Here is a 13872-nt window from a genome sequence, read left to right as displayed (position 1 = left end):
AATAAAATGATCCTTTGCTTTATAGTCAGGATAAATTTGCATAAAAATCATGGTTATGTTATGCTTTTAATGGAAATGCTAACGATAAGCAGAGGAAAGAGAGTGGGGAAACCCACTCTTTCGTATTGTATTGCCTCATTTCGGATAGTGTTGTACATACTCATTCCCTGCTCAAAAGGCAGGGTTTTTCAGCAACTAATAAAGGTAGTATCATATTACTTCTGTTAGAATTGTCTAGCTCTAGTGCTTTGCCTTATTTTTTATTAAACTTTTGCTGTGTTAAAGCTTAATGTGTTGTTTACATCCTGGTGAATGAGTTAAGGAAAATCAACAACAATGTTTTAACAGAGACAAAACTTTTAAATAAATAAACGAACAACAGCACTTGCGCTTTTCTTAGCAAGGAGGAAGAGAATGAGCAAAAAAGTTACAGAAACAGTAGAAGAATTAGTCACGCCTATTTTAGATGATATGAAGCTTGAATTAGTAGATATCGAATATGTTAAAGAAGGTACTAACTGGTTCTTGCGATTATTTATTGATTCTGAAAAAGGTATTGATATTGAAGAATGTGGCGTAGTAAGCGAGAGATTAAGTGAGAAATTGGACGAGTTAGATCCGATTCAACACAATTATTTTTTAGAGGTTTCATCACCTGGAGCTGAAAGACCACTTAAGAAAGAGTCAGATGTAAAGAAAGCAATTGGAAAGCAAGTTCATATAAAGACATATGAACCAATTAATGGAGAAAAAACATTTGAAGGTGTCTTAACTGATTTTAACGGTCAAACACTTACAATAACCGTAACAATTAAAACTAGAAAAAAACAGGTTGAAATTCCATATGAGAAAGTAGCAAAAGCGAGATTAGCGGTTACATTCTAATAAAAATAAAATAGTCGTTTGAAGACAATTTGTAAGCAAAATAGGTTTTTCTTCGTTATGTTCATTCATTAAAAAGGTTACAGAAGAAAGATGTATTGAGCTTATTTTTTAAGGGGGAAGCCGTTAAAATGAGTAGTGAATTATTAGATGCCTTGACTATTTTAGAAAAGGAAAAAGGCATTAGCAAAGAGATAATTATAGAAGCTATAGAAGCTGCATTAATTTCTGCATACAAAAGAAACTTTAATCAAGCACAAAATGTTCGTGTTGATTTAAATCGTGATACCGGAACAATGAAGGTATATGCTCGTAAAGATGTTGTTGATGAGGTTTATGACCCTCGTTTAGAAATCTCAGTTGGAGAAGCACGCGGTATCAATCCTAATTATGTCGTAAATGACGTAATCGAGATGGAAGTAACACCTAAAGATTTCGGACGTATAGCTGCTCAAACAGCAAAACAAGTTGTTACACAACGTGTTCGTGAAGCTGAACGAGGTGTTATTTATAGTGAATTTATTGACCGTGAAGAAGATATAATGACAGGTATTGTTCAGAGAATTGATTCAAAATTTATCTATGTTAGTTTAGGTAAGATTGAAGCACTATTACCTGTAAGTGAACAAATGCCAAATGAAACATATAGACCACACGATCGTATAAAGGTTTTTTTAACTAAAGTAGAAAAAACAACAAAAGGTCCACAAATTTTCGTTTCGAGAACACATCCTGGTCTTTTAAAAAGACTATTTGAAATTGAAGTACCCGAAATTTATGATGGAACAGTTGAAATAAAATCAGTGTCTCGTGAAGCTGGAGACCGTTCGAAAATCTCTGTTCATTCAGATAACCCTGAAGTTGATCCTGTAGGTTCTTGCGTTGGACCAAAAGGACAAAGAGTACAGGCAATTGTTAATGAATTAAAAGGTGAAAAAATAGATATCGTGAAATGGTCTCAAGATCCAGTTGAATTTGTGGCAAATGCTTTAAGCCCATCAAAAGTGGCTGAAGTGCTTGTGAATGAAGAAGAAAAAGCAACGACTGTCATCGTACCAGATTATCAATTATCATTAGCGATTGGTAAACGTGGTCAAAACGCACGTTTGGCTGCAAAACTTACTGGATGGAAGATAGATATTAAAAGTGAATCAGATGCTGAAAAAGCTGGAATTTATCCACTTGAGAAAAATGAATCTGATTATGAAGATGACGATGAACCACTTTTAACGAGTATACATGAACCTGAGTTAAGTGAATAAGAGGTGAGATCTCATGAGCAATCGCAAAATTCCTTTACGTAAATGTGTTGCAACAGGAGAGATGAAAACAAAAAAAGAACTTGTCCGAGTTGTTAGATCAAAGGAAGGCGATGTTTCTGTAGACCTAACTGGCAAAAAAAATGGGCGTGGTGCTTATATTACTCTTGAGAAAGAGTGTATTTTACAAGCGAAAAAGAAAGATATTCTTGCCAATCATTTAAAAGCTAAAATTGAAGAATCTTTATATGATGAGTTACTTCAATTGGCTGAGAAGGAGAACTAACAATTAACATGAAACAGCAGCAACAACAATGGATGTCCTTATTGGGCTTAGCAAATCGAGCACGAAAAGTTATTTCGGGAGAGGAACTTGTTGTTAAAGATATAAGACAGCAAAAAGCTAAGCTAGTTCTTCTTTCCCAAGATGCATCGGCTAATACAATGAAGAAGGTTTCAGATAAATGTAAGTACTATGAAATCCCTTTTATTTTAGTGGAGGATCGCTACATATTAGGTAAGGCAATTGGTAAAGAAGCAAGAGTTGTCGTAGCGATCAGTGATGCAGGCTTTGCTGCAAAGTTAAAAACCTTGCTCGATTAATATTCTTGGGGGTGAACGTATGACAAAAATGCGCGTATATGAATATGCAAAACAAACAAATGTATCAAGCAAAGATATTATCACTACGTTACAAGAGATGAATGTTGAAGTCAGTAATCATATGTCAACGATAGAAGATAATATCATTATAAAATTAGATCAGAAATTCAAAAAATCTTCAAATAATGAAAAAAATGCAAAAACAAATAATGAATCAACAAAGAAACCGGGGAAACTAGTGACTAATAATTCTAATCAAAACAATAATAACTCAGTAAATACAAAGCCAAAAAATGGAGAGAATACTGTTAACAACAAAAAGCCAGGTTCTACTAACTCCAACAATAATAAAAATCAAAATAACAATAAGCCTTTCAACCAAAACAAAGGCAAAAAAAATAACAATAACAAAAAAAGTAAAAACAACTTTCAACAACCTGCACCACCTAAACCTAAAAAAGAACTACCAAGCAAAATTACGTTCTCAGGCAGCTTAACTGTTGGAGAATTGGCATCAGAGCTAGGAAAAGAGCCATCAGAAATTATCAAAAAGCTACTTCTTTTAGGCACGATGGCCACTATTAACCAAGAACTTGATAAAGATTCTATTGAGTTAATTGCTGGTGAATATGGTGTTGAAGTTGAAGAAGAAATTATTTTCGAAAAAACTGAATTTGAAAAATATGAAGAAGAAGATCAAGAAGCGGACTTAGAAATACGTCCTGCTATAGTTACAATTATGGGTCACGTTGACCATGGTAAAACAACACTTCTTGATTCAATTCGTAATACAAAAGTTACTGCTGGAGAAGCAGGAGGGATTACACAGCATATTGGTGCTTACCAAATTGTTGCAAATGATCAAAAAATCACATTCCTTGATACACCAGGACATGCTGCCTTCACAACAATGCGTGCACGTGGAGCAAAAGTAACTGATATAACAATCTTAGTTGTTGCTGCTGATGATGGTGTAATGCCTCAAACAATAGAAGCAATTAATCATGCAAAGGCTGCCGAAGTACCAATTATCGTTGCTGTTAATAAGGTAGATAAACCGGCTGCAAACCCAGACCGTGTTATGCAAGAATTGACAGAACATGGTTTAGTTCCTGAAGCTTGGGGTGGGGATACTATTTTTGTACCTGTCTCTGCATTAACTGGAGAAGGTATAGAAGATATTCTTGAGATGATCTTGTTAGTAACTGAAGTAGAAGAGCTTAAAGCTAATCCAAACCGTCGTGCTACAGGAACAGTAATAGAGGCTCAATTAGATAAAGGCCGTGGATCTGTTGCAACATTGCTTGTTCAAAACGGTACGTTACGCGTAGGTGATCCAATTGTTGTTGGTAACACATTCGGACGTGTACGTGCAATGGTCAATGATCTTGGACGCCGTGTGAAAGAAGCAGCACCATCTACACCAGTTGAGGTTACTGGTTTAAGTGATGTACCGCAAGCTGGAGATCAGTTTATGGTATTTGAAGATGAAAAATCAGCTCGTCAAGTAGGGGAAGCAAGAGCACAAAAACAAATTGATGCTCAACGTAGTGAGGGATCTAAACTTAGTCTAGATGACTTGTTTGAACAAATTAAACAAGGGGACATTAAAGATATCAATTTAATTGTAAAAGCAGATGTTCAAGGTTCTGTTGAAGCATTAGCAGCAGCTTTACAAAAAATTGATGTTGAAGGTGTTCGTGTTAAAATAATTCATACAGGTGTAGGTGCAATAACGGAATCTGATATTATATTAGCTTCAGCTTCAAATGCAATTGTAATTGGATTTAACGTTCGTCCTGATGCAGGTGCTAAGAAAACTGCTGATGTTGAAGAAGTTGATATTCGCTTACATCGTATCATCTATAAAGTAATTGAGGAAATTGAATCAGCAATGAAAGGTATGCTCGATCCTGAATTCCAAGAAAAAATTATTGGACAGGTGGAAGTACGTACAACATTCAAGGTATCTAAAATTGGTACAATTGCAGGTTCTTATGTTACAGAAGGAAAGATTACACGAGATAGTGGAATTAGACTTATTCGTGATGGAATCGTAATATTCGAAGGTGAAATTGATACATTAAAACGTTTCAAAGATGATGTAAAAGAAGTGGCACGAAATTACGAATGTGGAATCACAATTAAAAATTACAATGATGTTAAAGAAGGCGACATTATTGAAGCATATGTGATGGAAGAAATCGAACGTAAATGATCGGATATATTGATTGTGAATGCATAATATACGACTCACAGTCATTAAAAGAAAAAAGAGCCGTTTTACAACGTGTTCTGACACGAACCAAGCAAAAGTTTAATGTTTCTATTTCAGAAATAGACTTTCAAGATTCTTGGCAACGAACAAAGTTTGGAATAGTTGCTATTAGTTCGGCGAAAGTGCAAACAGAAAGAGAATTAAATCAGGTATTGAGATTTCTTGATTCCTTTCCTGAAATTGAGAGAACCATTACATCATTTGAATGGTTTTAAATTGAAGAGGTGATTGGCATGAGCTTAAGAGCAAACCGTGTCGGTGAACAAATGAAAAAAGAGTTAGGCGATATAATCAGTCGTAAAATCAAAGACCCACGTATTGGTTTTGTAACGGTAACAGATGTTAGTGTTTCTGGTGATTTACAAATAGCAAAAGTGTTTATTTCTGTTTTAGGAGACGAAGAACAAAGGGAAAACACGTTAAAAGGCTTAGCGAAAGCAAAAGGTTTCATCCGTTCTGAGATAGGCCAAAGAATTCGTTTAAGAAAAACACCAGAAATCCATTTTGAATTTGATGAATCTGTTGATTATGGAAACCGAATTGAAACTCTTATTCATGAGTTAAATGCTCAAAATAAACAGGAGGAATAACTCCTTTAAAGGGATAGACACCTTCGTCTATCCTTTTTTCTTGTTAGAAACTATACACACCAAACTGTCGTTTGGTGTATAGTTACAGCTTATTCAACTTTCGTATATATGAGAAAGTAATGGTCTTTTTTGATTTGTTTTTTAGAAATCAGGAGAGTAGAAGATCGGCGGATATCAAATAACGATTTAGATGTAAAAGAAATGATCAATTTTGTTATCAGAAACTAAAATTTAATACTTAAGGAGGCTCATTTATGGAAGGGGTCTTATTATTAAATAAACCAGCTGGAATGACGTCACATGATTGTGTAGCTAAAATGAGAAGGTTAGCCAAAACGAAAAAAGTAGGTCATACAGGTACGCTTGATCCTGATGTTACAGGAGTATTACCAATCTGCCTAGGTAGAGCAACAAAAATAGTAGAATATTTAACAGCAACTTCAAAGACTTATGAAGCTGAAGTAACAATTGGCTTTTCAACAACTACTGAAGATGCATCAGGAGATGTTGTTGAAAGTAAATCTGTCATCAATCCAATAACAAGTACTGATGTAGAGAATGTGCTTTTTTCAATGGTTGGATCTTTAGAACAGACACCTCCTATGTACTCAGCAGTTAAAATTAATGGAAAAAAACTTTATGAGTACGCAAGAGCAGGCATAGAAATTGACAGGCCTTCACGAACAATTACTATTGATGAATTCCTTCTATTAGGAGATATCAAAAATGAAAACAATAAAGCTTCATTTCGTTTTCGTGTAACCTGTTCAAAGGGAACGTATGTGAGAACATTAGCTGTTATGATCGGAGAAAAATTAGGTTACCCAGCCCATATGTCACATCTTATTCGAACTAAATCAGGTGATTTTGATCTGAAAGATTGTATGACGTTTGAGGAAGTTGAGGCTGCCATTGAACAAAATACATTTCAGGATACTTTAATATCAATTGGAGAGGCATTAAAAGGTTTGCCGAATCTAATAATCCATGATAACCTAGCAGAGAAAGTAAAAAATGGTGCAGTACTTGAGTTACCACCTGAGTTAGCAAAGCTTGAAGTTGGAGCTCCAATAGCTATTTTCAATGAAAATAGCCACTGTATTGCGATCTATGCTAAACATCCTACTAAACAACATTTAATGAAACCAACAAAAGTATTAATCATATAAAAAGTATGGTGTTATAAGTGAGAAAAAGGTGAAATGACTGTGAAACTAATTAAACTGTCTTATCCACATAGCTTTAATAAAGTTGATTTTGAAAAAATGGTGCTTGCACTTGGATATTTTGATGGTGTTCATAAAGGTCATCAAAAAGTTATCTTAAAAGCAAAAGAAATAGCTGATGAACTCGGTGTGAAAAGTGCAGTTATGACATTTAATCCACACCCTCTAGTTGTTCTTCGTAAACAAAAGGCTATAGACTATATCACACCGCTAGAAGATAAAATCCAAATTATAGAAGATTTAAATGTAGACATATTATTCGTTGTGGAATTCACAAAGGAATTTGCTGCTTTATTACCTCAACAATTTGTAGATGATTTTATTATTAACTTAAATGTTAAGCATGTTGTTGCTGGTTTTGATTTTACATATGGACATTTAGGAAAAGGTACAATGGAAACCATCCCATTTCATTCAAGAGAACAATTTTCTTATACAACTGTTGAAAAGCAAACCGATCATGACCGAAAGATTAGTTCTACTCTAATTCGTGAAGTCATTAGAAGTGGTGATGTTTCTTATGCGCAAACACTGCTAGGAAGACCACACTCTACAATTGGTACAGTTATTCATGGAGATAAACGTGGCAGAACAATCGGTTTTCCAACAGCGAATGTTGAAGTGATTAATGACTATATCATTCCTCCTACTGGGGTATACGCTGTAACGTTGAAAGTGAAAAATCAAGTATATGAAGGTGTGTGTAATATAGGTTATAAACCTACTTTTCATGACGAAAAGTCTGTAAAACCAAGTGTTGAAGTTCATATTTTTGATTTTAGTGATGAAATATACGGAGAAAAAGTGACTGTTTTTTGGTTTAAACGTATAAGAAGTGAACAAAAGTTCAATAATGTAGATGAACTAATACAGCAAATAAGTTTAGATAAAGAAGCAACAATACAATTCTTCGAAAAAAAACTTGTTTAGTTCTTGCATTATATCATGAAAAATAGTATTCTAATAAATGTAACTTAAAACCATTGCTTGGCAAATCGATTCACCAACGTTTGCTCGGTAACTGGGGTTTTGTAAAATTAAGGAGGTGAAAAGGATGGCTATCACTCAAGAACGTAAAAATGAACTAATCGCTCAGTATAAAACACATGAGTCAGATACTGGATCACCAGAAGTTCAAATTGCTATCCTTACAGAGGACATCAATAGCTTAAATGATCATTTACGTGTTCACAAAAAGGACCACCATTCACGTCGCGGTCTTTTAAAAATGGTAGGTAAACGTCGTAACTTATTAACGTACCTACGTAATAAAGACGTAACTCGCTATCGTGAGTTAATCAACAAGCTTGGTTTACGTCGTTAATTACTTTAGAAGCGGGATCTTTCCCGCTTTTTTAGTGTATTTAAATTTGAATATTTTAAAAATCTATTTACATATAAAAATGAAATTGATATGTTCAATTTAAATGGTCAATACTAGTACATAAAGCAATCAAATTAGCGAAGGAGTTTTACATATATGGCACAAGAAAAGCAAAAGTTTTCCATAGACTGGGCTGGCCGCAATCTTACGGTAGAAATCGGTCAACTAGCTAAGCAAGCCAACGGAGCTGTTTTAATACGTTATGGTGATACAGCCGTTTTAAGTACCGCTACTGCTTCAAAGGAACCAAAGCCTCTAGATTTCTTTCCACTAACAGTTAATTATGAAGAGCGTTTATACGCAGTTGGAAAAATCCCAGGTGGGTTTATTAAGAGGGAAGGTCGACCAAGTGAAAAAGCAATATTGGCAAGTCGATTAATAGATCGTCCAATCCGTCCACTATTTGCAGATGGTTTCCGAAATGAAGTTCAAGTTATAAGCATTGTTATGAGTGTTGATCAAAACTGTTCTTCAGAAATGGCCGCAATGTTTGGATCATCGTTATCATTATGTGTATCCGACATTCCTTTCGAAGGTCCAATTGCTGGAGTAACTGTTGGTAGGATTAATAATGAATTTGTTATCAATCCAACTGTTGAACAAGCTGAACAAAGTGACATTCACTTAGTTGTTGCCGGTACTAAAGATGCGATAAACATGGTTGAAGCTGGAGCTGAAGAAGTACCAGAAGAAACAATGTTAGAAGCAATTATGTTTGGTCACAATGAAATTAAGCGATTAATTGAATTTCAAGAAGAAATCGTAGCTGCAGTTGGAAAAGAAAAAACACAAATTGAGCTATTTGAGTTAAATGCAGACTTAGAAAAAGAAATTCGTGAAATGGCAGAAAAAGATTTACTAAATGCCATTCAAGTTCAAGAAAAGCATGCGAGAGAAGCTGCCATTAAAGATGTAAGAAATGCTGTAGTTGCAGAGTATGAAAATAAAGAAGTAGATGATAGTACATTAAAACAAGTAAAACAAATTCTTTCTAAAATTGTAAAAGGTGAGGTTCGCCGTTTAATTACAGAAGAGAAAGTAAGACCTGATGGCCGTGGAGTAGATGAAATTCGTCCACTATATTCTGAAATTGGTTTATTATCTAGAACACATGGATCAGGATTGTTCACACGTGGACAAACACAAGCTTTAAGTATCTGTACATTAGGTGCTTTAGGCGATGTTCAGATTTTAGATGGTCTAGGGATCGAGGAATCGAAGCGTTTCATGCATCACTATAATTTCCCTCAATTTAGTGTAGGAGAAACAGGTCCAATGAGAGGACCAGGTCGTCGAGAGATCGGACATGGTGCTTTAGGAGAAAGAGCTCTAGAACCTATTATTCCATCTGAAAAGGACTTCCCGTATACAATTCGTCTCGTATCAGAGGTGCTTGAATCAAATGGATCTACATCACAAGCAAGTATATGTGCTAGTACACTAGCTATGATGGATGCAGGTGTACCAATTAAAGCACCGGTCGCTGGTATAGCGATGGGACTTGTTAAATCAGGAGAGCATTATTCAGTTTTAACTGATATTCAAGGTATGGAAGATGCTTTAGGAGACATGGATTTCAAAGTTGCAGGTACTGAAAAAGGTGTTACAGCTTTACAAATGGATATTAAGATCGAGGGACTTTCACGCGAAATCCTTGAAGAAGCGCTACAACAAGCTAAAAAGGGTAGAATGGAAATTCTAAAATCAATGCTTGATACAATTCCAATGCCTAAAGGTGAGCTTTCTGCTTATGCTCCGAAGATTTTAACTATGGCAATAAATCCTGATAAGATTAGGGATGTTATTGGACCGAGCGGAAAACAGATTAATAAAATTATCGAAGAAACTGGTGTGAAAATTGACATTGAGCAAGATGGTACTGTCTTTATCTCATCAGTTAACGAAGAAATGAATCAAAAAGCGAAGAAAATTATTGAAGACATTATTCGTGAAGTTGTTGTTGGACAAATGTACTTAGGTAAAGTTAAACGTGTAGAGAAATTTGGAGCTTTTGTTGAAATCTTTAATGGAAAAGATGGCTTAGTTCATATTTCTGAGTTAGCTGAAGAGCGAGTAGGGAAAGTAGAAGATGTTGTGTCTATTGGTGATGAACTTCTTGTTAAAGTAACTGAAATAGATAAACAAGGAAGAGTTAACTTATCTAGAAAAGCCGTAATTAAAGAGCAAAAAGAACAACAAGAAAAAACAGAACAAAAAGGCTAAAAAAGAAGTCCGGCTTGTACCGGGCTTCTTTTTCAATTATTTTAAATGGTTAGGTTACCTTAATGATGATTTTTAGACTTCGTTGCTTAGAAATGAATATATGAGAATCCTGCTAGAGAAGCGTGTCAAGAGATACCCACAGGCGCTCGCCTTGAAAGCTTCCGGACCTATGAAGAATTGTTCTTATTCTTCCCTAGGAAAAAAAGGTATTTTCCTGGGAAAGCGTGGCTGGAACGGAAATAAACAAAAAAGTATAACAGAGCCTTTTAAATAAAAATCTTGAATAAAGTTGAAAGTGTTTTATAAAAATATGAGTATCATAATTATTGCAAAAGCAGATTTACTTTAAAGTATCAGTCTCGTATGATATGGTACAAAAGAGATATGTTGTTGCTTTTTATTCCAGACTCTTTAGATCATCTTGATATTATGACAAAAGGACAGCAAAGCCAATGCCTTTCCAGGAAACAACAGTCAAGCATTCTCTGAGTTTTGAGAAATGACGGTTTTCAATTATTTCCCTGTTAATATAATTTATCACAATCAAATTTCAGGGGTATCCACATTGTTTTATACCTGAAAACCTTTGACCTATTTAAGCTTATCAATTCTTTTCTTGTTCTACCTTGTCCTCTTTTTACATATTTTTTAGTAAAAAGGGGGATATTTAATGCAAAGGAAAATCATTCATCTCGTTGGGTTTATTTTAATCTTAATCGTTAGCATTGGATTTTTTGAAAATCCATTTACATCTTCTTATGTGGATCAGATGAAACATGCTGATCTTACTGTATTAAAGCATCAGGACACTTTACATAAAGAGATTGTTGAAAAAGCAAAAGACTATCATATCCCTGCTCAAAATGCGGAAATACATAAAGTTTGGAAGGCGACACCAGGCTACAATGGACTAGAGGTAGATGTTGAAGAGTCTTATAAGAAGATGAAGGATAAGGGAGAATTTAATGAAAATCTACTTGTTTTTCGTCAAATATCGCCATCAATTCATTTAGAAGATTTGCCAGCACAACCTATGTATCGAGGGCATCCAGATAAACCAATGGTTTCTTTTTTGATCAATGTTGCCTGGGGAAATGAATATATTCCTGATATGCTTGAAACATTGAATAAATATCATGTGAAAGCAACTTTCTTTTTAGAAGGTAGATGGACGAAAGAAAATCCTGAAATGGCAAGAATGATTGTTGATGCAGGTCATGAAGTTGGAAATCATTCATATTCACATCCAGATATGAGTAAGCTTTCTACTGTAAACATCAAGGAACAACTTTCAAAAACAACGGATGTGATTAAATCGGTTACAGATGTGACACCAACATGGTTTGCTCCACCAAGTGGAAGCCATAGAGACGAAGTTGTAAAGATTGCGAAAGAGATGGATATGAATACTGTCATGTGGACTGTTGACACAATTGATTGGCAGCGCCCAGAGCCTCATGTTCTAGTAGAAAGAGTAACAACTAAAGTTCATAATGGAGCGTTAATCTTAATGCATCCGACATCACCTACATCAGAAAGCCTTGAAACACTCATATTATCAATAAGAAAAAAGGGGTATTCTTTTGGATCTATTTCAATGATGGTAGATGAGGAAAGATTAGCAACTAATGAGGTAAAGAGCGATGAATAAGACAAAGCATCTATGAAGGAGGAGCTAATTTGATCAAGAAATATACTTGCCAAAATGGAGTAAGAATTGTATTAGAAAACATACCTACTGTTCGCTCAGTTGCTATTGGAGTGTGGATTGGTACAGGATCAAGAAACGAAAATGAAGAAAACAATGGGATTTCACACTTCTTAGAGCATATGTTCTTTAAAGGTACAAAAACAAGAACAGCTCGTGAAATTGCTGAGTCATTTGATAGTATCGGTGGTCAAGTGAATGCATTTACATCTAAAGAATACACATGTTATTATGCAAAAGTGTTAGATGACCATGCGCAATATGCCCTGGATGTACTTTCTGACATGTTTTTTAATTCTACATTTGATGAAGAAGAGTTGAAAAAGGAAAAAAATGTTGTTTATGAGGAAATCAAGATGTATGAAGACACACCAGATGATATTGTTCATGATATTTTGAGTCGTGCTACTTATGGGAATCACCCTCTGGGATATCCAATATTAGGTACGGAAGAGATATTACAGTCTTTTAATGGCGATACATTAAGAGAGTATATGAATTCTCATTATACACCTGATAATGTCGTCATTTCTGTTGCAGGTAATGTATCAGAAGATTTTATTAAAAATGTTGAAAAGCTATTTGGTTCTTATGAGACTGGATTTACGAAACGATCTTTTGAAAAGCCTGGTTTTATGGATCAAAAAATTTCTAGACAAAAAGATACAGAGCAAGCTCATCTTTGTTTAGGATTTAATGGCTTAGAGGTAGGTCATAAAAATATTTATAGCTTAATTGTACTTAATAATATTTTGGGTGGTAGTATGAGTAGTCGCTTATTCCAAGATGTCCGTGAGCAAAAAGGACTTGCTTATTCTGTGTTTTCCTATCATTCTTCCTATGCAGACAACGGATTACTTACCATATACGGTGGCACAGGAAGCAATCAACTAAATCAATTGTTTGAAACAATTGAAGAAACTTTAGCTACCTTAAAGGGTGAAGGTATTACATCGAAAGAATTGGCTAATAGTAAAGAGCAGATGAAAGGTAGCTTGATGCTTAGTCTTGAAAGCACAAACAGTCGTATGAGTCGAAATGGTAAAAATGAACTTGTGCTAGGACGTCATCGTTCATTAGACTCAATTATTGAAAAAGTAAATGAAGTAAGTGAAGAAAGTGTAAATACATTAGCTAATCAGTTATTTACTGATACATATTCTGTTTCGTTGATTAGTCCAGATGGTAAGCTGCCAGGAAAACTTCAATAAAAGTAGTTTTGAAATTTAGGGTGTGCTCTAGTCTTAAGGTTGTTTACAACTAGCTTCTTTGTTCTTCGGTTAAAATATATATTTTGAAGAGCTTGTAGCTTACATCCGCGACTTAATTTGATATTCCCACTTTTTTCAAAAAAGTTACCTAATTTTTAAAAATACCTACAACTTAAAAATGTAGGTATTTTTTTATGTCTTGTGATTATATGATAGTAGAAAGGGGGAATGGACATGAGATTAAGCGAATTAAGTGGGAAGGAAATCGTCGATGTAAAGCGAGCTGAACGTTTAGGTGTTTTAGGTCAAACTGATCTTGAAATCAATGAACAAACTGGTCAAATAACAACCCTTATTATTCCTTCATTAAAATGGTTTGGCTTGAGAAAGCAAGGAGATGAAATTAACGTTCCTTGGCAACATATAAAAAAAATCGGAACAGATATGATTATTCTAGATATTCCAGATGAACAAATTGAAAAACTTGATTCATAATTATTATGTATAG

Annotated in this window: 14 protein-coding genes; all 14 read left to right on the top strand. The window is 34.6% G+C overall.

Annotated features, from left to right (window positions below; translation table 11 throughout):
- Positions 1-414 precede the first annotated feature (414 nt).
- The 14 genes from rimP (at position 415) to LC076_RS01465 (ending at position 13859) form a co-directional block, all read left to right on the top strand.
- Positions 415-885, top strand: a complete 471-nt coding sequence (rimP, locus tag LC076_RS01530) for a ribosome maturation factor RimP (protein WP_226665641.1) — start codon at positions 415-417, stop codon at positions 883-885.
- A 128-nt stretch (positions 886-1013) separates the two neighbouring features.
- Positions 1014-2144: a transcription termination factor NusA gene (gene nusA, locus LC076_RS01525; RefSeq protein WP_226665640.1), complete on the top strand. Its 1131-nt coding sequence runs from the start codon at positions 1014-1016 to the stop codon at positions 2142-2144.
- Positions 2145-2157: 13 nt separating this feature from the next.
- Complete coding sequence (rnpM, locus tag LC076_RS01520; protein WP_226665638.1) at positions 2158-2427, top strand: RNase P modulator RnpM; 270 nt, start codon at positions 2158-2160, stop codon at positions 2425-2427.
- An 8-nt stretch (positions 2428-2435) separates the two neighbouring features.
- Positions 2436-2744 (top strand): YlxQ family RNA-binding protein, encoded by a 309-nt coding sequence (locus LC076_RS01515; RefSeq protein WP_226665636.1) that lies wholly within the window; start codon positions 2436-2438, stop codon positions 2742-2744.
- Positions 2745-2763: 19 nt separating this feature from the next.
- Entirely contained in the window at positions 2764-4962 is a 2199-nt protein-coding gene (gene infB / locus LC076_RS01510) for a translation initiation factor IF-2 (RefSeq protein ID WP_226665634.1), read from the top strand.
- Positions 4959-5237: a DUF503 domain-containing protein gene (locus tag LC076_RS01505; RefSeq protein WP_226665633.1), complete on the top strand. Its 279-nt coding sequence runs from the start codon at positions 4959-4961 to the stop codon at positions 5235-5237. Before infB ends, LC076_RS01505 begins: the two co-directional genes overlap by 4 nt.
- Positions 5238-5255: 18 nt before the next feature.
- Positions 5256-5612, top strand: coding sequence for a 30S ribosome-binding factor RbfA (rbfA, locus tag LC076_RS01500; protein ID WP_226665631.1), 357 nt, complete (start codon positions 5256-5258; stop codon positions 5610-5612).
- A gap of 254 nt (positions 5613-5866) precedes the next feature.
- A complete protein-coding gene (gene truB / locus LC076_RS01495) occupies positions 5867-6781 on the top strand; it encodes a tRNA pseudouridine(55) synthase TruB (protein WP_226665629.1) in 915 nt (304 codons plus the stop codon).
- A gap of 33 nt (positions 6782-6814) precedes the next feature.
- Positions 6815-7768 carry a bifunctional riboflavin kinase/FAD synthetase gene (ribF, locus tag LC076_RS01490; protein ID WP_226665627.1) on the top strand — a complete coding sequence of 318 codons (954 nt, stop codon included), beginning with the start codon at positions 6815-6817 and terminating at the stop codon, positions 7766-7768.
- 124 nt (positions 7769-7892) lie between these two features.
- Positions 7893-8162 carry a 30S ribosomal protein S15 gene (gene rpsO, locus LC076_RS01485; RefSeq protein ID WP_146946658.1) on the top strand — a complete coding sequence of 90 codons (270 nt, stop codon included), beginning with the start codon at positions 7893-7895 and terminating at the stop codon, positions 8160-8162.
- A gap of 156 nt (positions 8163-8318) precedes the next feature.
- Positions 8319-10445 (top strand): polyribonucleotide nucleotidyltransferase, encoded by a 2127-nt coding sequence (gene pnp / locus LC076_RS01480; RefSeq protein ID WP_226665625.1) that lies wholly within the window; start codon positions 8319-8321, stop codon positions 10443-10445.
- Positions 10446-11115: 670 nt separating this feature from the next.
- On the top strand, positions 11116-12096 hold the full coding sequence (locus LC076_RS01475; RefSeq protein WP_413465924.1) for a polysaccharide deacetylase family protein: 981 nt from the start codon (positions 11116-11118) through the stop codon (positions 12094-12096).
- Between the two features lie 29 nt (positions 12097-12125).
- Positions 12126-13364 carry a M16 family metallopeptidase gene (locus tag LC076_RS01470; protein ID WP_226665623.1) on the top strand — a complete coding sequence of 413 codons (1239 nt, stop codon included), beginning with the start codon at positions 12126-12128 and terminating at the stop codon, positions 13362-13364.
- Between the two features lie 234 nt (positions 13365-13598).
- A complete protein-coding gene (locus LC076_RS01465) occupies positions 13599-13859 on the top strand; it encodes a YlmC/YmxH family sporulation protein (protein WP_226665621.1) in 261 nt (86 codons plus the stop codon).
- Positions 13860-13872: the final 13 nt, after the last annotated feature.

Origin of the sequence: Metabacillus litoralis (assembly GCF_020524045.1) — a bacterium.
Classification (GTDB): domain Bacteria; phylum Bacillota; class Bacilli; order Bacillales; family Bacillaceae; genus Metabacillus; species Metabacillus litoralis_C.
The sequence above is the reverse complement of the archived record's forward strand: the minus strand, read 5'-3'. Positions and strand labels throughout refer to the sequence as shown.